The organism is Kribbella sp. NPDC050281, from assembly GCF_040655855.1.
Taxonomy (GTDB): domain Bacteria; phylum Actinomycetota; class Actinomycetes; order Propionibacteriales; family Kribbellaceae; genus Kribbella.
The window spans coordinates 39,964-59,550 of the sequence record NZ_JBFAKS010000018.1; the positions used below are offsets into that span (position 1 = coordinate 39,964).

At 66.8% G+C, this 19,587-nt stretch carries 18 protein-coding genes; 14 read left to right on the forward strand and 4 right to left on the reverse strand.

Annotation, left to right across the window (positions count from 1 at the left end; genetic code table 11):
• Window positions 1-66: 66 nt before the first annotated feature.
• Window positions 67-1,053, forward strand: a complete 987-nt coding sequence (locus tag AB0I34_RS20670) for a TerC/Alx family metal homeostasis membrane protein (protein ID WP_360447170.1) — start codon at window positions 67-69, stop codon at window positions 1,051-1,053.
• A gap of 68 nt (window positions 1,054-1,121) precedes the next feature.
• Here the strand turns inward: AB0I34_RS20670 and AB0I34_RS20675 are convergent, their stop codons facing one another.
• Window positions 1,122-2,396, reverse strand: coding sequence for an MFS transporter (locus AB0I34_RS20675; RefSeq protein WP_360447172.1), 1,275 nt, complete (start codon window positions 2,394-2,396; stop codon window positions 1,122-1,124).
• Between the two features lie 343 nt (window positions 2,397-2,739).
• On the opposite strand from AB0I34_RS20675, the gene AB0I34_RS20680 reads away from it, so the two are divergent.
• Entirely contained in the window at window positions 2,740-3,477 is a 738-nt protein-coding gene (locus AB0I34_RS20680; protein WP_360447174.1) for an SDR family oxidoreductase, read from the forward strand.
• Here AB0I34_RS20680 and AB0I34_RS20685 read toward each other — a convergent pair.
• Entirely contained in the window at window positions 3,474-4,247 is a 774-nt protein-coding gene (locus AB0I34_RS20685; protein WP_360447176.1) for a GNAT family N-acetyltransferase, read from the reverse strand. The genes AB0I34_RS20680 and AB0I34_RS20685 overlap by 4 nt on opposite strands.
• Before the next feature lie 435 nt (window positions 4,248-4,682).
• Between AB0I34_RS20685 and AB0I34_RS20690 the strand changes: the two genes are divergently transcribed.
• The 5 genes from AB0I34_RS20690 to AB0I34_RS20710 are packed head-to-tail and all read left to right on the forward strand — an operon-like array spanning window position 4,683 to window position 11,664.
• Window positions 4,683-5,681 (forward strand): ABC transporter permease subunit, encoded by a 999-nt coding sequence (locus AB0I34_RS20690; protein ID WP_360447178.1) that lies wholly within the window; start codon window positions 4,683-4,685, stop codon window positions 5,679-5,681.
• Window positions 5,678-6,622: a carbohydrate ABC transporter permease gene (locus tag AB0I34_RS20695; RefSeq protein ID WP_360447180.1), complete on the forward strand. Its 945-nt coding sequence runs from the start codon at window positions 5,678-5,680 to the stop codon at window positions 6,620-6,622. The genes AB0I34_RS20690 and AB0I34_RS20695 overlap by 4 nt, the downstream gene beginning before the upstream one ends.
• Window positions 6,623-6,670: 48 nt before the next feature.
• Window positions 6,671-8,332 carry an ABC transporter substrate-binding protein gene (locus tag AB0I34_RS20700; RefSeq protein ID WP_360447182.1) on the forward strand — a complete coding sequence of 554 codons (1,662 nt, stop codon included), beginning with the start codon at window positions 6,671-6,673 and terminating at the stop codon, window positions 8,330-8,332.
• A 6-nt stretch (window positions 8,333-8,338) separates the two neighbouring features.
• The gene (locus AB0I34_RS20705; protein ID WP_360447184.1) at window positions 8,339-10,621 is read left to right on the forward strand and encodes a glycoside hydrolase family 95 protein; all 2,283 of its coding nucleotides are present in this window, start codon (window positions 8,339-8,341) and stop codon (window positions 10,619-10,621) included.
• A gap of 26 nt (window positions 10,622-10,647) precedes the next feature.
• On the forward strand, window positions 10,648-11,664 hold the full coding sequence (locus AB0I34_RS20710; RefSeq protein WP_360447186.1) for an iron-siderophore ABC transporter substrate-binding protein: 1,017 nt from the start codon (window positions 10,648-10,650) through the stop codon (window positions 11,662-11,664).
• Window positions 11,665-11,738: 74 nt separating this feature from the next.
• On the opposite strand, the gene AB0I34_RS20715 is transcribed toward AB0I34_RS20710, so the two are convergent.
• A complete protein-coding gene (locus AB0I34_RS20715; RefSeq protein WP_360447188.1) occupies window positions 11,739-12,353 on the reverse strand; it encodes a hypothetical protein in 615 nt (204 codons plus the stop codon).
• 151 nt (window positions 12,354-12,504) lie between these two features.
• Here AB0I34_RS20715 and AB0I34_RS20720 point away from each other — a divergent pair, with 151 nt between their 5' ends.
• From AB0I34_RS20720 to AB0I34_RS20745, 6 genes are all read left to right on the forward strand, one after another.
• Window positions 12,505-13,500 (forward strand): endonuclease/exonuclease/phosphatase family protein, encoded by a 996-nt coding sequence (locus tag AB0I34_RS20720; protein WP_360447190.1) that lies wholly within the window; start codon window positions 12,505-12,507, stop codon window positions 13,498-13,500.
• 135 nt (window positions 13,501-13,635) lie between these two features.
• Window positions 13,636-15,315 carry a sodium:solute symporter family protein gene (locus AB0I34_RS20725; RefSeq protein ID WP_360447192.1) on the forward strand — a complete coding sequence of 560 codons (1,680 nt, stop codon included), beginning with the start codon at window positions 13,636-13,638 and terminating at the stop codon, window positions 15,313-15,315.
• Window positions 15,316-15,329: 14 nt separating this feature from the next.
• Window positions 15,330-15,599 carry a hypothetical protein gene (locus tag AB0I34_RS20730; protein ID WP_360447194.1) on the forward strand — a complete coding sequence of 90 codons (270 nt, stop codon included), beginning with the start codon at window positions 15,330-15,332 and terminating at the stop codon, window positions 15,597-15,599.
• 179 nt (window positions 15,600-15,778) lie between these two features.
• The gene (locus AB0I34_RS20735; protein WP_360447196.1) at window positions 15,779-16,546 is read left to right on the forward strand and encodes a phytanoyl-CoA dioxygenase family protein; all 768 of its coding nucleotides are present in this window, start codon (window positions 15,779-15,781) and stop codon (window positions 16,544-16,546) included.
• Entirely contained in the window at window positions 16,543-17,442 is a 900-nt protein-coding gene (locus AB0I34_RS20740) for an AraC family transcriptional regulator (protein ID WP_360447198.1), read from the forward strand. Before AB0I34_RS20735 ends, AB0I34_RS20740 begins: the two co-directional genes overlap by 4 nt.
• A 34-nt stretch (window positions 17,443-17,476) precedes the next feature.
• Window positions 17,477-18,361, forward strand: a complete 885-nt coding sequence (locus AB0I34_RS20745) for an LLM class flavin-dependent oxidoreductase (protein ID WP_360447200.1) — start codon at window positions 17,477-17,479, stop codon at window positions 18,359-18,361.
• A 4-nt stretch (window positions 18,362-18,365) separates the two neighbouring features.
• Here the strand turns inward: AB0I34_RS20745 and AB0I34_RS20750 are convergent, their stop codons facing one another.
• Entirely contained in the window at window positions 18,366-18,824 is a 459-nt protein-coding gene (locus AB0I34_RS20750) for a hypothetical protein (protein WP_360447202.1), read from the reverse strand.
• Window positions 18,825-18,905: 81 nt separating this feature from the next.
• Here AB0I34_RS20750 and AB0I34_RS20755 point away from each other — a divergent pair, with 81 nt between their 5' ends.
• Window positions 18,906-19,520, forward strand: coding sequence for a TetR/AcrR family transcriptional regulator C-terminal domain-containing protein (locus AB0I34_RS20755; protein WP_360447204.1), 615 nt, complete (start codon window positions 18,906-18,908; stop codon window positions 19,518-19,520).
• Window positions 19,521-19,587: the final 67 nt, after the last annotated feature.

The following is a 19,587-nucleotide window of genomic DNA, read 5'->3' on the forward strand; positions in this document are numbered from 1 at the left end:
CCGGGCGGAAGAGACCTCCGGACCAAGCTGTGTGCCGTCGTCCGGAGGTTAGTCATGGTCTCTGTCATGTCCCCTGCTGTCTGGGTCTTCACCATCATCGGCTTGCTGGCGATCGTCGCCTTCGACCTGATCGTGATCGCGCGTCGCAATCACACGGTGACGATCAAGGACGCGACCCGGTGGGTGCTGTTCTACGTCTGCCTGGCCGCGCTGTTCGCGGTCGGCCTGTTCGTGTTCAGTCCGGGCCAGACCGGCGGCGAGTTCGTGGCGGGCTACATCACCGAGTACAGCCTGAGTGTCGACAACCTGTTCGTCTTCGTCATCATCATGGCCCGGTTCGCCGTACCGAGCCTGGCCCAGGACAAGGTGCTCTACATCGGCATCGTGGTCTCGATGCTGCTGCGGGCGATCTTCATCCTGGCCGGCGCGGCCGCGATCTCCGCGGCCAGTTGGGTGTTCTACATCTTCGGCGCGTTCCTGGTCTACACCGCGATCCGGCTGGCGCTGGAGGGTGAGAACGACGAGACCGACTTCCAGGAGAACGCCGTACTGCGCGGGCTGCGGCGGATCCTGCCGCTGTCGCACGACTACGACGGCTCCAACCTGACCACCCGCGTCGACGGCCGGCGGATGCTGACGCCGCTGGTGATCGTGATCTCCGCGATCGGGATGGCGAACGTGATCTTCGCGCTCGACTCGATCCCGGCGATCTTCGGGCTCACCCAGGACGCCTACATCGTGCTGACCGCCAACGCGTTCGCCCTGATGGGCCTGCGCCAGCTGTACTTCCTGATCGGTGGTCTGCTGGAGCGGATCATCTACCTGAACGTCGGCCTGTCGGTCATCCTCGCCTTCATCGGTGTGAAGCTGATCATCGAGGCCCTGCACGGCTCGCACATCGACGACATCGGCGCGATCCACCTGCCGCACATCGGCATCCTGACCTCGCTCGGCTTCATCGCCGGCACCCTGTTCGTGACCACGGTCGCCAGCCTGATCAAGTCGTCGTACGACCGGCGCCAGGTCGAGGTGAAGGTCCGGATCGACGACTGACCGGACCGCCACCACTCACCAACCTCGACAAACGGCGGTCCGACGGCTTCCGCTGAGCGGTGAGCCGCTCAGGGGAGTGTGGTTGGTGAGTGCTGGGCGTCCGCCTCCTCCGGACGGCGTTCCTCCTTCAGGCGTAGGAAGAGGGCCGGGATCGGCGTCAGGATCAGCCCGGAGGTGAGCAGGGCGGCGCGGAGGCCGGACCGGCCCGCCAGCGCACCGAGCGGCGGGCCGCCGGCGACCTGACCGATCGCGTTCGCCTGGGACACCATCGAGATCACCGTCGCCCGCGACCGGGAGTCGACGTGGCGGTTCAGCCAGGCCGACTCGATCGGCCACGCGAGGGTGTCGGCGATCGTCCGCAGCCACATCGCGGCCAGCGCCAGCCAGAGGTGGTCGAGCAGCGCGAACGAGATGACGCCGACCACCTGCAGGAGGCTGAGCAGCGCGAGTACGCCGTTCGGATGCGAGGCACCGACCCGCTCGGGAGACAGCTTGTTCAACCCCAGCGAACTGATCAGCGACAGCAGCGTCCCGACCAGCGCGAGCACGGCGAACCAGAACGCCGGGTCCGACGTACCGAAGACCGTCGGGAAGGTGAAGTTCAGAATCTTCACCGACCACAGCCTGTCGAACGCCTCGCTCGACAGGCCGGAAATGAGGCTGATCAGGACCAGCGTCCGGACGACGGGACGCCGCCGGGCGACCGAAAGACCGTGCTTGAAGGTGTCGGCCATCTCCCGGAAGGTCTCCCGCTCCGCGGCCGGAGTCCGGTGGAAGTTGGCCTCGCGCATGAACGCCGCCAGGACCAGCGCGACCAGGATCATCCCGGCGCCGGACAGGACGAGGGGGAGCGGCAGGCTGATCAGGCCGAGCGCACCCGCGGACACGATGCCGGCGATCGTGGCGGCCAGGCTCACCTGCTGGCTGCGGACCATGACCGGGCCGACCCGGTCGGTGCCGATCTCGTCGGTGATCCAGGCCTGGTCGGCGCCGGAGGTGAAGGTATAGCCGAGGCCCCAGAGCACCTGGGCGGCGAGGATCGCGAGGAAGGCCGGCATCAGGCCTTGGAGCATGTAGCCGGCGCCGATCAGCGCGACGCCGATGATGATCGACAGTCGTCGGCTGTACAGGTCGGCGACGATGCCGGTCGGTATCTCGAACAGGAAGCAGGCCAGTTCCAGCGTGGTCCCGACCAGGACCATCTGGAGTGGGTTCAGTCCGGCTTCGCGGACGTAGTACACCATGCTGAGCGTGGAGGTCAGCGCACCGAAGAACGCCCAGGCGGCGTTGTAGGCGTAGTAGGTCCGAACGGGGTCGGCGGACCGGAAGACAGGGTGAGACATCGCGGGTAGCTCCCGAAAGCGTGTGCGGGCATGACAAGGCGCGACCCGAGTAGGTCAAACGCTTGACGTGACGCACTACGGCGGCCTACCGGTAGTGGCCCGGAACAGCGGCGGTGGTGCGCTTTCAGGAGCTACGTTGCATGGGGCTCAGAGTAGGCCACCGGCGGCGAGTCCGCCGCTCAATTTCCCGCCTCAGAGTGGTGTTGAGGAGTACCATCAGTAATGCCTGGCCCGGCCGTTCCCCCGTGATGGTCGGGTCAGGTTTTTCTGTGTCAGGGATGTCGAGAACGGCCTGTCGGCTTCGTCCCCCGGTAGACAGTCAGTCCTACCGGAAGGAACAGCCATGCTGCTCGAGAACAAGGTCGCGATCGTGTACGGCGCCGGCGGCGCGATGGGTGGCGCGGTCGCGCGGGCGTTCGCCGCCGAAGGAGCCACCGTCCACCTGGCCGGCCGTACCCTCGCCAACCTTGAGAAGGTCGCCGCGGACATCGGTACGGCGGTCGGTTCGGTCACGGTGCTGGACGCGTACGACGTACAGGCGGTGAACGATCACGTGGCGTCGATCGAGGGCCCGATCGACGTCGTCTTCAACGGTGTCAGTATCCGCGTGAAGCAGGACATCCCGCTGGTCGACATGGACGTCGAGGACTTCGTCCGCCCGGTCCAGGACGCGGCCCGGACCAACTTCGTCACGTCGACGGCGGTCGCCCGCCGGATGATCGCGCAGCGCTCCGGCGTGATCATCCTGCTGTCCTCGTCGGCCGCGCGGGAGTCCGGGTTCGAGATGGGCGGGTTCAGCCTGGCCTGCGCTTCGATCGAGTGCCTGACCCGGTCCATGGCCGGCGAGGTCGGCAAGTACGGCGTACGCGTGGTGGCGCTGCGGCCGAACTTCACCCCGGACACCCACCCGGAGTGGGACATCCCGGAGGACGGTCTCGACCACCTGCTCGAGCGCACCGCCCTCGGGCGGCTCCCGCGGAAGGCCGAGGTTGCGCGGACAGCGGCGTTCGCCGCATCCGACCACGCCGGCCCGATGACCGGCGCCGTCCTCAACCTCAGCTGCGGCTCGATCGTCGACTAGAACGGTTTGCGATACCTCGGCTGCCTCTCCGCGATGCGGTAGCCGAGGCTTTCGTACAGGGCGACGCTGCCGGTTGGGTTCTCCAGGATTGTCCACAGCGACGCCGTGCGTACGCCGTACTCCCAGAGGCCGGCGTGGTTGGAGCGCAGCAGCGCGGACGCCAAGCCGCGTCGGCGCCAGGCGGGGCGGACTCCGACCCAGGGTGTGTCGTCGACGCCGCTGACCACCCATCCGGCGAGACGATCGCCATCCCAGGCCAGCGTCCACAGCGCGTACTTCGGGAAGTCCTCGGCCACATCGGTCTCGAACTCCTCGAAGGTGTCCTGGACGTACCCGAGCGAGCTCCGCCCGAACACGTCGGCGTTCGCCTCGAACACCGCCCGATGATCGCCCGCCGACGCCGGCCGCAGCTCGACCCCGGCGGGTAACGCGACTTCTGTGGGCGCGTTGAGTGGCATCGTCATCCGGACCCTGGTGAAGGCGACCCGGTACCCGGCCGCCTCGAGCAACGCCAACTGCCGCTCCGACTCCGGATTCCCGCCGAACATCGGCGTACCGATCCCGGCGTCAGCCGCCGCATGTTCCCGGGCGCGGTCCTCCTGCCAAGCCAGCAGGCGCCGCCCGATTCCCTGCCCCTGCCACGCCGGTTCCACCGATCCGGTCAGCAGATAGAGCCGAGTCCCGTCCGCCTCGTCCCACCACCGCATCCGGGCCGCTCCCACCACGGTCCCGTCGACCTCGACCAGCTCACCCCGCACCACCAGTTCCATACCCGCACTATCGCAACCCTCGGGTCCGCACTGCCTCGCTCAGCGCGCGGCAAGCGATGCTCGAGCGGCAACTGCTCGGTCAGGTCTTGACATGGGCGGGTTACGGCGGGTTGACTGCGACATAGTTCACAGGAGAAATAAATTCCGGTCCGGACCGAAGCCGCTGGCTCAGAGCGACTTCTGCCGGGACCGCTGTCCGCCCGGATCCGCTGGCGATGCCAGTGGATCATTCGGCGTTCGCCGAGGGTCGTTGCTCTCAGCAACACGAGGGAACCCTTGCAGGCAAGCGATCTGAGCGCATCGGTCAAGGTCCGGTATCGACCCGGTGCAGAAGTCTTCCACTGCCGGGGGTTCTGTGTCATTCTCCGGGATAGCGAAACCCGAGATCCTATCGGATATCGGTTCCACCCCAGAGCGTGACGGAAAGGATGCGGAGTGAGCGCAACCTTCGAGGTGAAGCCGGCGCCGGCGGCCCCGGCCAGGACCGAGGCGGTGAAACGCACCCCGCCGCCTCGCCCGAGCCGGCGGACCGCGGCCCGCCGCAGCCTGCGCCGGCACTGGCAGCTCTATCTGCTGATCGTCGTACCGCTCGCCTACTTCGTCATCTTCAAGTACATCCCGATCGCGAACGGCGTGATCGCGTTCAAGAACTACAGCCCGATCAAGGGCCCGTGGGGCAGCGACTGGGTCGGCTTCAAGAACTTCGAGCTGTTCTTCCAGAACCCGGTGTTCTGGACGCTGGTGAAGAACACCTTCATCCTGGCCGCCTACACCGTGCTCGCGAGCTTCCCGATCCCGATCATCCTGGCGATCGCGCTGAACGAGATCCGCAACGGCCGGTTCAAGAAGACCGTCCAGCTGGTCACCTACGCGCCGTACTTCATCTCCACCGTGGTGGTCGTCTCGATGACGATCCTGGTGCTGTCGCCGCGGCTCGGATTCGTCAACGACGCGATCGGCCTGTTCGGGGTCCCGCAGATCGACTTCCTCGGCAAGCCGGACTACTTCCGCCACATCTACGTCTGGTCCGACGTCTGGCAGACCACCGGCTACTCCGCTGTCATCTATCTGGCCGCGCTGTCCGGCATCGACCCGGCGCTGCACGAGTCGGCCCGGATCGACGGGGCCAGCCGGCTGCAGCGGATCCGGCACGTCGACCTGCCGGGGATCATGCCGACCGCGGTGATCATCCTGGTGCTCGGAGTCGGCAACATCATGTCAATCGGGTTCGAGAAGGCCTTCCTGCTGCAGAACCCGCTGAACACCGCACAGTCCGAGATCATCGCCACCTACGTCTACAAGACCGGACTGCTGAACGCCGACTTCAGCATGGCCACCGCGATCGGGCTGTTCAACTCGGTGGTCAACCTCTTCCTCCTGCTCGGCGTGAACTTCGCCGCCAAGCGCATCACAGGGAACGGACTCTGGTCATGAGTGTCACGTTGCAGGGATTCCGGCGTACGGCGTCCGGGCGGTCGGAGCGCACCGCGATCGAGGAGACCAAGACCGACCGGATCTTCCTGATCGGCGTGAAGATCATGCTCTGGATCGCGCTGATCCTTGTCGCGGTGCCGTTGATCTACATCGTCGCGAACTCGTTCAGCAGTGCGTCCGCGGTGAGTGCCGGCCGGGTCCTGCTGTGGCCGGTCGAGCCCAGCATCCGTGCGTACAAAGAGGCCTTCAGCGATCCGCTGATCATGAAGGGCTACCTGAACTCCTTCATCTACGCGATCGGTGGCACCCTGATCAGCGTCACGCTGACCATCGCGATCGCCTACCCGTTGTCGCGCCGGACGTTCTTCGGCCGCAACGTGATCATGAGTCTGCTGATCTTCACCATGCTGTTCTCCGGCGGCCTGATTCCGACGTACCTGGTGGTGCAGGACCTGGGCATGCTGAACACCCGGTGGGCGATGGTGATCCCGAGCGCGATCGGGGTCTGGCAGGTGATCATCGCGCGCACGTTCTTCCGGAGCACGATCCCGGACGAGCTGTACGAAGCGGCGACCATCGACGGGGCCAGTGATCTGCGGTTCCTCTGGTCGATCGTGCTGCCGCTGTCCAAACCGGTGATCGCGGTGATCGCGCTGATGTACGCGATCTTCCAGTGGAACAGCTACTTCGACGCACTGGTCTACCTCAAGGACCCGGGCCTGTATCCGCTCCAGATCGTGCTGCGGAACGTGCTCATCCTGAACACGATGACCGGTTCGACCACGACCACCAGCTTGGCCCAGCAGCTCGAACAGCAGCAGTTGGCCAACGTTCTCAAGTACGCGCTCATCGTCATCTCGAGCCTGCCCGTACTGATCATCTACCCGTTCGTCGCCCGCCACTTCACCAAGGGCGTGATGGTCGGCGCGGTCAAGGGCTAACGGGTCCATTCAGGGCTGAATGGGCCCACTTCAGAAGGGAACACAGCAATGCGCTCATCCGTGAGCAAGGTCGTCGCGCTGGCCGCGGCCGGTGCGCTCGCCCTGGCGGCGTGCAGCTCGGACAAGGACAAGGGTGGTGCAGCGAACGAGACCTCGGCCGACGGCAAGGTCATCATCGACACGTTCACCCCGTCCGACTCCAGCACCAACCTGGACACCAACCAGGTCACCAAGATCATGAGCGACAAGTTCAAGATCCAGTTCCGTTGGCAGACCACGACGTACGACGCGGGTCCGGCCAAGGAGAAGCGGCAGATCTCACTGGCCAGCGGCGACTACCCGGACCTGTTCTTCCTGATCCCGTGGGTGGACGCGTTCACCCAGGCCGAGGTGCTGAAGCTCGGTCAGCAGGGTGTCGCGGTCCCGCTCGAGGACCTGATCAAGGAGAACGCGCCGAACATCCAGAAGGTGCTGGACTCCAACAAGGAGTACAAGGAGATGTCGACCGCGCCGGACGGTCACATCTACGCGCTGCCGCAGTGGGCGGACTGCTTCCACTGCACCTACCCGGACAAGCTGTGGATCAACAGCACCTGGCTGAAGAAGCTCAATCTGCAGCCGCCGAAGACGACCGAGGACCTGCGCAAGGTGCTGCAGGCGTTCAAGACCCAGGATCCGAACGGCAACGGCAAGGCCGACGAGATCCCGATGACCACCGACGTCCAGGACAGCAGCCTGATCGCGTACCTGATGAACGCGTTCGCGTATGACCCGGTCGGCGCCAACAACGGTCAGCGCTCGCTGCTCACCCTGAACGGCGACAAGGTCGTGACCCCGGTCAGCAGCCCGGAGTGGAAGGAAGGCCTCAAGTACATCGCCTCCCTCTACAAGGAAGGCCTGATCGACCAGGCCGCGTTCACCCAGAACGCGCAGGCGCTGCAGGCGCAGGGCAACAACCCGAAGGCGGTCGTGCTCGGATCGGTGCCGGTGCTGTGGCCGGGCATCTTCGTCCAGCTCGACTCCAAGGACGGCCGGGACAAGCAGTACGACTCGGTGCCGCCGCTGACCGGCCCTGAGGGCAAGAGCTACACGGGCTACAACCACCCGACCTCGACCGGTTACACCTTCATGCTGACCAACAAGGCCAGCAAGGAGGCGCAGGTCGCAGCGGTCAAGATGCTCGACTACATCTTCACCGACGAGGGCCAGATGATCTCCAACATGGGTCCGGAGGGTGTCGGCTGGAACAAGCCGAAGACCGGTGAGATCGCGCTCGACGCGAGCACCAAGCCGCTGTACAACCCGGTCCAGAACGCTCCGAAGAACATCAGTTGGGGCGCGCTGGGGCAGTACAACAACACGCTGGCCTACCGGAACGCGCAGGTGGTTCCGAAGGACATCTACACCGGTGCCGGCCTGGAGCGGCGGTTGTTCGAGGCAACCAAGCAGTACGAGGGCCACGAGGACAAGGCGCAGTGGTTCCCGCAGACCTCGGTCTGGCCGGACCCCAGCCTGAGCGGTGAGACTGCGACCCTGCAGACCAACCTCAGCACCTACGTGAACCAGAACCAGTTGGCGTTCATCACCGGGTCGAAGAACATCGACACCGACTGGGACGCCTACGTGAAGGGTCTCGACAGCACCGGCATGACCCGGTACCTGGAGATCCAGCAGCAGGCGTACGACAAGTACAAGTCCGGGAGCAAGTAGCCCGCTATGTCCCACGAACTGTGGTTCCGCACCCCCGCGCCGGACTGGTTCGAGGCATTGCCGCTGGGCAACGGTCACCTCGGTGCCAAGGTGTTCGGCCGGGTCGGTGTGGAGCGGATCGCCCTCAACCTGGACGACGTGTGGTCCGGCGACGGCCCGCGCGAGCTGACGGTGGCGGACGGTCCCGAGGTGCTGGCCGACGTACGACGGTTGTTGCTGGAGGACGGTGATCGGCTGGCCGCGACTGAGCGGACCCGGGCGTTGCAGGGTCCGTTGGTGGAGTCGTACCAGCCGCTCGCCGACCTGCTGATCCGGTCCTCCGGTGAGGCTCGGGACTACCGCCGGAGCCTCGATCTACGGACCGGGATCGTCGGTGTGGACTACACAGTGGATGGGACCCGGTTCCGGCGGGAGACGTACGTGTCGACGCCGGACCAGGTGATGGTGTGGACGATCACGGCCGACCGGCCGGGTGCGATCGACCTCGACCTGAGCCTGGACAGTGAGCATCCGGTGCGCGTGGAAGTTGCCGACGGCACCTATGGTGTCGTCGGCCACGCGCCCTCGGATCTGACGATCGAGTACCGGCAGAGTCCGGACCCGATCCGGTACCGCGACGGTCACGGCATCGGCTTCGGTGTCGCCCTGCGCGTGGACAACCTGGGCGGTGCCGTGGACGTGACCGACGCCGGTGTCGCTGTTCGCGGTACCGACAGTGTGACGGTGTTGTTGTCGGCGGCAAGTACGTTCGCCGGCTGGTCGGTGCCGCCCGGCCGCGATCCGCTGGTGGCGCTGCGCGAGGCGATCGGCGTACTGGACGCGGTTGCCTTGGACAAGCTTCGTGGGCGGCACGTCGAGGACCACGTCGCCTTGTACGACCGCGCCGAACTGGTCCTGGGTGAGCCTGGCGAACTGCCGACCGACGAGCGGATCAAGGCGGTGGCTGCCGGGGGCAACGATCCGGACCTGGTCGCGTTGATGTTCGGCTTCGGCCGGTATCTCCTGATGGCGTCGTCCCGGCCCGGGACCCAGGCCGCCAACCTGCAAGGCATCTGGAACACCGACCGACGGCCGATGTGGGCGAGCGACTGGACCAACAACATCAACACCCAAATGAACTACTGGCCGGCCGATCTGACCGGCCTGGGGGAGTGCTTCGACCCACTCACCGACCTGCTGGAGGGCCTCGCGTCGTCGGGCGCGGAGACAGCGAGAATCTTGTACGACGCGCCGGGCTGGGTGTCGCACCACAACGCGGACATCTGGCGTGCGACCTGGCCCGTCGGTGAAGGTGGCGACGACCCGGTGTGGTCGATGTGTGCGACCTGTGGCGTCTGGCTGACCGCGCATCTGATGGAGCATTACCGCTTCCAGCAGGATCTCGGGTTTCTCCGGGACCGCGCGTATCCGCTGATCGCGGGCACGGCCGAGTTCGTCCTGTCGATGCTGGTCGAGGACGGCGACGGCCGGCTGCAGTTCATCCCATCGACCGCGCCCGAGCACCACTTCGTCCTTCCGTCCGGCGAGAAGGCGTCCGTCGACCTCACCTCGACGTACGACATCTGGCTGATCCGCGAGCTGTTCGCGAACCTGCACGAGGCCGAGGAGGCACTGGGGCTCAGCTCGGGGCTCGCCGGACAAGCCGCGGCCGCACGAGACCGTCTGCCCGCGGTGCGGATCACGCCTGACGGACGGCTGTTCGAATGGCCGACCGACTGGCCGCCGTCCGAGCCCGACCACCGCCATCAATCGCATCTCTACGGGCTCTACCCGGGCGCGGAGATCGACCCGACACGTACGCCGGAACTGGCCGCGGCCGCTCGTGCTTCGCTGGAATTGCGGACCGCGGGTGCGACCAACGGTGGCTGGACGGCCGCGTGGCTGGTCGCGCTGTGGGCGCGGCTGTTCGACCCGGAGAAGGCGGCGGAGGTGATCCGTGACTATCTGAGTCGACTGGTGTCGGACAACCTGCTGCACCGCGACGGCGACATCTTCCAGATCGACGCCAACTTCGGCATGACCGGTTGCATCCCCGAACTGTTGATCCAGAGTCACACCGACACGATTCGGCTGCTGCCGGCGCTGCCTGCTGACTGGCCGGATGGATCGTTCCGCGGCCTGCGGGCTCGGGGTGGTCTGAGCTTCGATGTCAGTTGGAGCGGTGGTCGGCTGACGGCCGCGTCCGTGGTCGCGGCGCAGGGCGGTACATACCGGATCGCGTGGCCCGACGGCGAGGTGACGGTGGAGTTGCCGGCCGCCCAACAAGTGGACCTGGTTAGGACTGCCTAACCAAAGTTGTTGTAGTCTCAACGTCCGTGAAGACGCGCATCGTGGTAGTCGTTACAGCAGCCCTGCTGGTGCTGGCCGGGTGTGGTGGTGGCACCGACACCGGCAGTGCCGACACCGGGGTCGGTGACACCGACGTCGCGACCGGCGGACGGCTGTTCAAGACCGCCGACGAGGACACCGCCAAGCTCGGCTCGGACGCGCAGCCGGGCGTCTTCCCGCGGACGGTGAAGCACGCGCTCGGCGAGGCGAAGCTGGACAAGAAGCCCGAGCGGGTCGTCGTACTGGACAGCGGTGAGCTGGACGACGTACTGGCGCTCGGCATCACCCCGGTCGGGATGGCGACGACCGCGGGGCAGGCCGGCGTGCCGTCGTACCTCGCGGACAAGGCGCAGGGGATCAAGACCGTCGGCGGGATCAGCGAGCTGAACCTGGAGGCGATCGCGGCGCTGAAGCCGGACCTGATCCTCGGCAGCAAGCTGCGCGCGAACGACCTGTACGACAAGCTGAGCGCGATCGCGCCGACGGTGATGAGCATCCGGCCCGGGTTCCCGTGGAAGGAGAACTTCCTGCTGGTCGCGGACGCGGTCGGCGAGGAGGACAAGGCCACCGGGATCCTGAACGACTACCAGAAGCGCGCCGACGAGGTGAAGTCGAAGGTGGACGGTTCGCCGACGATCTCGCTGGTCCGGTTCCGGCCGGCCGAGATCCGGCTGTACGGCAACCTGTCGTTCATCGGCGTGATCCTGAAGGACGTCGGGCTGCCGCGGCCGAAGATCCAGGACGTGCAGGACCTCGCGGTGGAGGTGTCGCAGGAGAACATCTCGCAGGCGGCCGGTGACTGGATCTTCTACTCCAGCTACGGCAAGCCGGACACCACCGCCGAGAACACCGTTGTCAACGGCAACCTCTGGAAGGCGCTGCCCGCGGTGAAGGACGGCCACGTGGCCCGCGTCGACGACGAAGTCTGGTTCCTCGGCCTCGGCCCGCTCGGCGCCATGGACGTCCTCACCGACCTGGAGAAACTCCTGAGCCCGAAGGGCTGAGAAGCTCCCCGCCCTTCGGTTCGCTCAGGGCGGGGAGGTAGGAGGAACTCTCGCGTCCGAGACCGGGGCCGGGATCAGTCGAGTGTGCGGCCGCGGTCGGTGACGGTGACGTCGGGGGCGTAGCGGGCGACGGCTGCGACGAGGTCGTTGTAGGGGAGGGGCCGGCCGAGGATCTCGACGGTGCCGGGCCATCGGCAGGACGGACCCCAGCTTCTCGAACTCCGGGCGAGCGAGGTTTCGTCGTGCACCAGGACGACGAGATACGGTTCCCAGACCTCGTCGCCTTCGGCGTTCACCTCGTGCCGTTCCACCCGGCAGACACCGTGTACGTCGGGCCAGGCGATCATGCGGCGCTGCTCACCGCCCAGGTGGATCCCGGCCGCGTCGATCGACAGCAGTACGTCGTCCGAGTCGGCCTCGCGCCGTTCCTCGATCGTTGTCACGGCGCCGACCAGCAGCAGCACCGGAAGGCCGACCGCGAAGATCAGCGGCGTTCCGCCGAAGGACAGCCAGATGGCCTCGAGGGGTTCGCGGACCGGTTCGCCCCTGATCAGTTGCACGACGACGCAGAGCACGGTGAGCAGCACCATCAGCGCGAACAGCAGCGTGCCGAGGTACAGGACTGTCTTCGTCGTCCCGAGTCCGCGACGCTTGACGACGAACGGCTCGGCGGTCTGCACAGACGGCATAGTCGCATTGTCAGGGCTCTCAGCCCTTCGCACCACCGTCCTCACAGAATGCTAATCATTTCGGTCCGGACCGGTCCTTCCTAGGGATGAAAAGCCACGCCGGACCCTGCGGCGGCTTTGGTCCGGACCGTGTGTCCGCAACAATCACTGCATGTCGGACCGCCAGACCGCTGTCGCAGCACCGAAACCGCCGTCGCGGGCCAACAGCCGTGGGCGCCGGAAGAACGGCAAGTGGCGTCGCGGCTGGTTCATCGCCGTCCTCGCGGTGCTGTCCGCCCTTCCACTGCTCTTCCACCGCTGGGTGCCGAACTCGGTCGGCAACCTCGGCAGCCTGCTCGACACCTTCCTGCCCTGGGTGGGCGTCGCCATACCCATCCTCGGAATCGCGGCCCTGGTACGACGTTCCGCTATCGCCGGTGTCGCGTTGCTGGTGCCCGCGGTGGTGTGGGGCCTGATGTTCGGCAACCTGCTGATCCCCGGCAAGGGTGGCGGTGCGTACGACATGCGTGTCCTGTCGCACAACGTCGATGCGGACAACCCGAACCCGAAGGCGACGGCGCAGGATCTGCTCACCGCCGACGCGGACGTGATCGCCCTCGAGGAGGTCACCGCGGCGGACATGAAGGTCTACAAGGCGGCGTTCGCCAAGACGTACCCGTACCAGGTGGCCCGCGACACCGTCGGGCTCTGGTCGAAGTTCCCGGTGGCGCAGAGCGAGTCGGTCGACGTCGGCTTCAAGTGGACCCGCGCGCTGCGGGCCGAGGTGAGCACCCCGCAGGGAAAGGTGGCGGTGTACGTCGCCCACCTCGCCTCCGTGCGGGTCGGCACCAGCGGCTTCACCTCCGGCCAGCGCAACGACACGATCGAGGCGCTCGGCCGGCAGATCTCGGACGAGAAACTCGCCGGGGTGATCGTGATGGGCGACTTCAACGGTACGGCGAACGACCGCAGCCTGGCCCCGTTGACCACCGGACTGCGCTCGGCCCAGGGTGCGGCCGGCTACGGGTTCGGCTTCACCTGGCCGGCCAAGTTCCCGATGGCGCGGATCGACCACATCATGGTGCGGGGCGTCACCCCGACCAAGGCCTGGGTGATGAGCTCCACCGGCAGCGACCACCGACCCGTCGTCGCCGAGATCCGGATCTAGTGCCCTGAGCCGGAAGGTCGACGGCGACTCAGCACACTAGCTTGTTGGTGGGTCGGCGCGACTGTAGTTGAAAGCAGGAGTAACGTTCCTCACCGGTAACACCACGATGCGTCACATCGAGGATCCGGAGGGCCGATGCTCGCACTTGAATCCATCCTGAGGCTGGATGCCACGGCGATCGACTACATCATCATCGCGACGTACTTCGTCTTCGTGCTCGGGATCGGGTACCTCGCCAAACGCGCGGTCTCCAACAGCCTGGACTTCTTCCTGTCCGGCCGCACGCTGCCGGCCTGGGTGACCGGTCTGGCCTTCATCTCGGCCAACCTCGGCGCGATCGAGATCATGGGCATGTCCGCGAACGGCGCGCAGTACGGCATGCCGACCGTGCACTACTTCTGGATCGGTGCGGTCCCGGCGATGCTGTTCCTCGGCGTCGTGATGATGCCGTTCTACTACGGCTCCAAGGTGCGCAGCGTGCCGGAGTTCATGCTGCGTCGCTTCGGCAAGCCCGCGCACCTGGTGAACGCGATCAGCTTCGCCGTCGCCCAGGTGCTGATCGCCGGTGTGAACCTGTTCCTGCTGGCGACCATCGTGAACGTGCTGCTCGGCTGGCCGATCTGGGTGTCCGTGATGGCCGCTGCGGCGATCGTGCTCAGTTACATCACGCTGGGCGGCCTGTCCGCGGCGATCTACAACGAGGTGCTGCAGTTCTTCGTGATCGTGGCCGCGCTGCTGCCGCTGACGCTGGTCGGCCTGCACAAGGTCGGTGGCTGGGAGGGCCTGGTCGACAAGGTGAGCGCGTCGCCGGGCGGCGCGGAGCAGATGAGCGCCTGGCCGGGCAACGCGCTGAGCGGGTTCACCTCGGACTTCCTCTCCGTGATCGGTCTGGTGTTCGGTCTCGGCTTCGTGCTGTCGTTCGGCTACTGGACGACGAACTTCGTCGAGGTGCAGCGGGCGATGGCGTCGAAGAACATGTCGGCGGCCCGGCGTACTCCGATCATCGGCTCGTTCCCGAAGATGTTCATCCCGTTCATCGTGATCATCCCCGGCATCATCGCGGCCGTGCTCGTGCCAGAGCTGGCCCAGTTCAAGGCCAACGGCAGTGGCGAGGTCACCTACAACGACGCGTTGCTGCTGCTGATGCGCGACCTGCTGCCGAACGGCATGCTCGGCCTGGCCATCACCGGTCTGCTGGCCTCATTCATGGCCGGTATGGCGGCCAACCTCAGCTCGTTCAACACCGTCATGACGTACGACCTGATCGAGCGGTACATCGTCAAGGAACGCAGCGACGACTTCTACCTGCGCACCGGTCGCTGGATCACGGTCGCCGGCACGCTGATCGCGATCGGGACGGCGGCGATCGCGTCGGGCTACAGCAACCTGATGGACTACCTGCAGCAGCTGTTCTCGTTCTTCAACGCACCGCTGTTCGCGACGTTCATCCTCGGTATGTTCTGGAAGCGGATGACCGCGACCGCCGGGTGGACCGGTCTGGTCAGCGGTACGGCGACGGCGGTCCTGGTCTTCATCCTGTCCGAGAACGGCGTGATCGACCTGCCGGGTCAGGGAGCCAGCTTCGTCGGTGCTGGCGCGGCCTTCGTGGTCGACATCCTGGTCAGTGTGCTGGTCAGCCTGGCGACGGCGCCCAAGCGGGACTCCGAACTGGTCGGCCTGGTCTACTCGCTGACACCGAAGGACCAGCGGACCGAGGTGGCGCAGGCAGGCGACGAGGGCTGGTACCGCAAGCCGGTGCTGCTGGCCGGCATCTCACTGGTCATGGTCATCGCCCTCAACATCGTCTTCGGCTGACGGGAGGTACAGAAATGGCTGAGCAGCAGAAGAAGACCGGCGCGTTCGACATCCGGGTGGTGATCGCGGCGCTGGTCGGGATCTACGGATTGGTGCTGACCATCCTCGGGATCATCGCCGACCCGCACGAGGTCGCCAAGGCGGCCGGCATCAACATCAACCTGTGGGGCGGCCTCGCCATGATCGTGTTCGCGGCCCTGTTCGTCCTCTGGGCCCGGCTCCGGCCGATCGTCGTGCCGGTCGAGGAGCAGGCAAGGGCCGAGGCAGCCAAGTCCGAGGAGTAACCCCGATCCACACGACTCGTCGTGGGACCAACAGGGCGGCACTCGAGCCGACGCCCTTCGGCTGGGGCAGCTCGGACTGTGATCGTGTCCGTTTGACGAACATCGGCGTCCGGTCCGATCCTGCCGTCCGGACGTCGGTGTTCGTAGTCTCGAAGTACCCGAGGAGGAGGAACTTCGAGATGACTGTCACCTCTGCCAAGCCCGATCTGTCGACCTTGGCACAGCAGTACGCCGAGGACGGCTTCGTCCTGGTGAAAGGCCTGCTCAGCAAGGAGGAGGCGGCCTACTACCGGCAGCGCAGCCACGAGCTGCTGGCCCAGCTGAACCGCAACGATGACGCCACCTGGAAGTCCGCGATGGGACTGTCCGACGGCGCGACCCGGCTGCAGCATCTGCACGACGCGCAGTTCTACGACGCGGAGTTCAGCAAGCTCGTGATCGACCCGCGGTTCACCGACGTGGCCGCTGCGGTGATGGGGGTGGACAACGTCCAGTTGCACCACACCAAGCTGTTCGTGAAGCCGCCGGAGAACGGCTCGCCGTTCCCGCTGCACCAGGACTACCCGTTCTTCCCGCACAAGTACCACCGGGTCGGCGCTGCGATCTTCCACTTCGACGACGCGCCGGTGGAGAAGGGCTGCGTCCGGGTGATCCCGGGCAGCCACAAGGACGGGCCGCGCCAGCACGAGGCGGAGGGTTCGTACCACCTGATCGACCCGCCGTTCGAGGCGGCGACGCCGCAGCCGGCCGAGGCGGGCGACGTACTGTTCTTCACCTATCTGACCGTGCACGGGTCCGGGGTGAACACCAGCGACGAGGCGCGGACCACCTGGCTGATCCAGTACCGCGACCCGGCGGACCCGCCGACGGTGAAGACGCACGACCACTCGCTCGGGCAGGGCATGATGCTGCGAGGAGTCGACCCGACCGGCAGGAGCGCTGTTTGACCCTCGCGGATGTCGCGATCGCGGACCGTTTCGTCGACCTCGCCGGACTGCTCGAGTCCTGCGAGGTCGACGGGTTCCGCGCTGACTTCCTGAGCTGGGGGCACTACCGGCCGGAGTACTGGCGCAACTACTGGCACAGCCACTCGTTCCACGAGGTCTGCCTGGCCTACTCCGGCGCGGGCCGCTTCAACTCAGGAGACCTGAGGTACGACGTTCAGCCGGGCTCGGTGTTCCTGGCCCGCCCTGGCGACGTCCACGAGATCGAGTCCAGCCGGAGCGAGCCACTCGGCATCGCGTTCTGGGGCTTCACGTTCCGGCCAGGCTCTGATGAACCCGGCTGGTGGTCCGGACTGACACGTTCGGACGGGCCCGTGATGTCAGACCGGACCGGCTCACTCCCCGCACTGATCACAGCGCTGGCGGCTGAGGCGGCTGCACCGGTGTCCGGCTACAGCACCGCACTGGGCGCTCTGGGCGCCACTCTGGTCATGGAGACCGCCCGAGCCTTCGCCCTCGACGGGGACTTGGCAGTGGAGCCGGTACGGCGTGACCGCGGCCCCCTGGTCGTGGAGGCGATGCAGCGCCACCTCCGCGACAACCTGTCTCGCCCGATCACCGTGCGGGATGTAGCAGCCGCCGCACACCTCTCGGAGCGCCACGCCGAGCGACTGTTCCAACAGCAGACCGGCGCTTCGATCATGACCACTCTCCGCCGCCTCCGCCTCGAACTGGCCGCCCAGCTACTCCTCGACCCCACGGTCACCGTCACCGAGGTAGCCCGGTCTTGCGGGTACTCCGACGTACGTCCGTTCTCCACTGCGTTCCGCCGCCACTACGGCCGCACTCCCGGCGAGCACCGCCGCGCCGGCGGCACCGAGTTCGTCCAGGAGATTTGACCTGAACCTCGGTTGAGGTCTCAGGCTGGCTGCCATGATGAAGATCGGTGTCATCCTGCCCTCCGTAGATGTCCAGCGAACCGAGCACCTCGACCTGCGCGCGGCCGCCAGGTACGCCGAAGAGGCGGGGCTGGACAGCGTCTGGATGGGCGACCACCTCGCCATCGGTGCCGCGACCCTGGAGGCGACGATCGGGCTGGCGACCGCGGCAGCCGTCACGGAGCGGGTCGCGATCGGAGTCAGCGTCTTCGTGCCGGCCATCCGCCCGCTGGCCTGGGCTGCCAAGCAGATCGCCTCCCTGCAGTACGTCTCCGGCGAACGACTGATCCTCGGCGTCGGATCGGGTGGTGGCGACGAGCAGTGGCGGGCGGCCGAGGTTCCGTTCGCCGAGCGCGGGCGACGTACCGACCGGGCACTGCGCGCGTTGCCCGACCTACTGGCAGGGAAGCCCGTTGACCTCGGTGCCGACGGCCCGGCGGTGCAGTTGGCGCCCGCCGTCGCGAGGCCGCGGTTCTGGGTTGGCAACGACTCCGCGGTGGCTCGGCGGCGGGCGGCGCAACTGGGTGACGGCTGGTTCCCCTCGCTCGTGCCGGTCGAGGAGGTGGCCACCGGCCGGGACCAGCTCGAGGAGCTCGCGGACCGGTACGCGAGGCCTGTGCCCACGATCGCGATCGGCGGGGTGTCGGCCGGAGGCGCCGATGACGCTGCCATCCGAGGGCTGGCAGCGGGGCTCGCCGGCGGCTACGGCATGCCGTACGACCGAGCGGTGTCCCTGCCGCTCACGGGCACTGCCGAGCAGGCGGCCGATCGACTCGGTCGGTACGCCGAAGCCGGTGCGAGTCACGCCGTACTGGGTGTTGGTGGCACCGAGTGGCGAGCCCAGGTCGACCACCTCGCCGCCGTACGCGCACTGCTCTGACCGGTCAGTCCCGACGGCGGCGCCAGAGACCCACAACGGCGACCAGTCCGGCCAGGGACGGCAGGGCGCCGATGATGCCGTGCAGTGGCGGCACGATCGTGGTGTAAGCCTCGCCGCCGACGGACAGACCGATGAGTTGGATGGTCGCGCCGAGGACGAACTGCACAGTGCTGACCGCGCGGACCCGGCGCTTGCCTCGGGCGACGCCCCAGATCGCGTACAGCCAGCCGACGAGCCCGAGGACTCCGACGGCGGCCAGGTAGATGGCGATCGCGTTGCGGTCGGCAAGGACCGACTTCTGCGGCCAGGCCGGGTACGCCGCCCGGACGTGGTCGGCGATGACGTCGATCGTGACGATGTCGATCAGCGGCGCGAGCGTGGCCAGGACGGTCAGCAGCAGGCCGGCGTACAGAGCCGGCCTGACGTACGCCGGTGAGCGGGGTGGTGCGGCGATGGTGGTCATCGCGATCCTCCTGATTCTTACGATGTATGTTTCAGGGTATACTTACGCCGTAAGAATCATCAAACGAGAATCAGGGTCCCGATGACTGCACGCCGTACCCGTGGCCACAGCGTGGGGCTGACCCGTGAGGCGGTACTGCGGGCCGCGCTCGCGTTGGCCGATCGCGAAGGGCTGAAGGCGCTGTCGATGCGCCGGCTCGGCGCCGAGCTGGACGTCGAGGCCATGACGATCTACCACCACGTGCCGAACAAGGACGCCCTGCTGGACGGCCTGGTCGAGCAACTCGTCGCCTCGATCGCCCCTCCGGTGTTCGAGACGCCTTGGCAGGAGGGCATGCGCGACTATGCGCAGAGTCTGCGGGCCGCACTCCTCGCGCATCCCAATCTGGTCCCGCTGATCGCGTCCCGGCCGGCCATCACCGCACAGAACCTTCAGGCGCTGGAGACCGCGTTGGAGAGCCTGCGGTCTGCTGGTCTCGCACCCGCTGACGCACTGGACGTCATCTACGCGGTGACCGGCTTCGTCGTCGGTCAGGTCGTCACCGCGTCGGAGGGCGATCCGGTCGATCAGCTGGCGCCGCTCGACCTCTCCGAGTTCCCGTTGCTGGCCGAGGCGGCGAAGGGACCGCGAGATGCGGAAGCACGCTTCGTGTTCGCGCTGGACGCCCTGGTGTCCGGTCTCGGCTCGAGGCGCTAGACTGGTGGTATGCGAGTGAGCCTGCTCCTTAGTTAGCCGTACTGGCATCCAGGCGCCGATGAGCGCC

Coding starts and splice junctions, on each gene's coding strand:
- AB0I34_RS20670 (WP_360447170.1), top strand. CDS start 67: ATGTCCCCTGCTGTCTGGGTCTTCACCATCATCGGCTTGCTGGCGATC.
- AB0I34_RS20675 (WP_360447172.1), bottom strand. CDS start 2,396: ATGTCTCACCCTGTCTTCCGGTCCGCCGACCCCGTTCGGACCTACTAC.
- AB0I34_RS20680 (WP_360447174.1), top strand. CDS start 2,740: ATGCTGCTCGAGAACAAGGTCGCGATCGTGTACGGCGCCGGCGGCGCG.
- AB0I34_RS20685 (WP_360447176.1), bottom strand. CDS start 4,247: ATGGAACTGGTGGTGCGGGGTGAGCTGGTCGAGGTCGACGGGACCGTG.
- AB0I34_RS20695 (WP_360447180.1), top strand. CDS start 5,678: ATGAGTGTCACGTTGCAGGGATTCCGGCGTACGGCGTCCGGGCGGTCG.
- AB0I34_RS20700 (WP_360447182.1), top strand. CDS start 6,671: ATGCGCTCATCCGTGAGCAAGGTCGTCGCGCTGGCCGCGGCCGGTGCG.
- AB0I34_RS20705 (WP_360447184.1), top strand. CDS start 8,339: ATGTCCCACGAACTGTGGTTCCGCACCCCCGCGCCGGACTGGTTCGAG.
- AB0I34_RS20715 (WP_360447188.1), bottom strand. CDS start 12,353: ATGCCGTCTGTGCAGACCGCCGAGCCGTTCGTCGTCAAGCGTCGCGGA.
- AB0I34_RS20720 (WP_360447190.1), top strand. CDS start 12,505: ATGTCGGACCGCCAGACCGCTGTCGCAGCACCGAAACCGCCGTCGCGG.
- AB0I34_RS20725 (WP_360447192.1), top strand. CDS start 13,636: ATGCTCGCACTTGAATCCATCCTGAGGCTGGATGCCACGGCGATCGAC.
- AB0I34_RS20730 (WP_360447194.1), top strand. CDS start 15,330: ATGGCTGAGCAGCAGAAGAAGACCGGCGCGTTCGACATCCGGGTGGTG.
- AB0I34_RS20735 (WP_360447196.1), top strand. CDS start 15,779: ATGACTGTCACCTCTGCCAAGCCCGATCTGTCGACCTTGGCACAGCAG.
- AB0I34_RS20745 (WP_360447200.1), top strand. CDS start 17,477: ATGATGAAGATCGGTGTCATCCTGCCCTCCGTAGATGTCCAGCGAACC.
- AB0I34_RS20750 (WP_360447202.1), bottom strand. CDS start 18,824: ATGACCACCATCGCCGCACCACCCCGCTCACCGGCGTACGTCAGGCCG.
- AB0I34_RS20755 (WP_360447204.1), top strand. CDS start 18,906: ATGACTGCACGCCGTACCCGTGGCCACAGCGTGGGGCTGACCCGTGAG.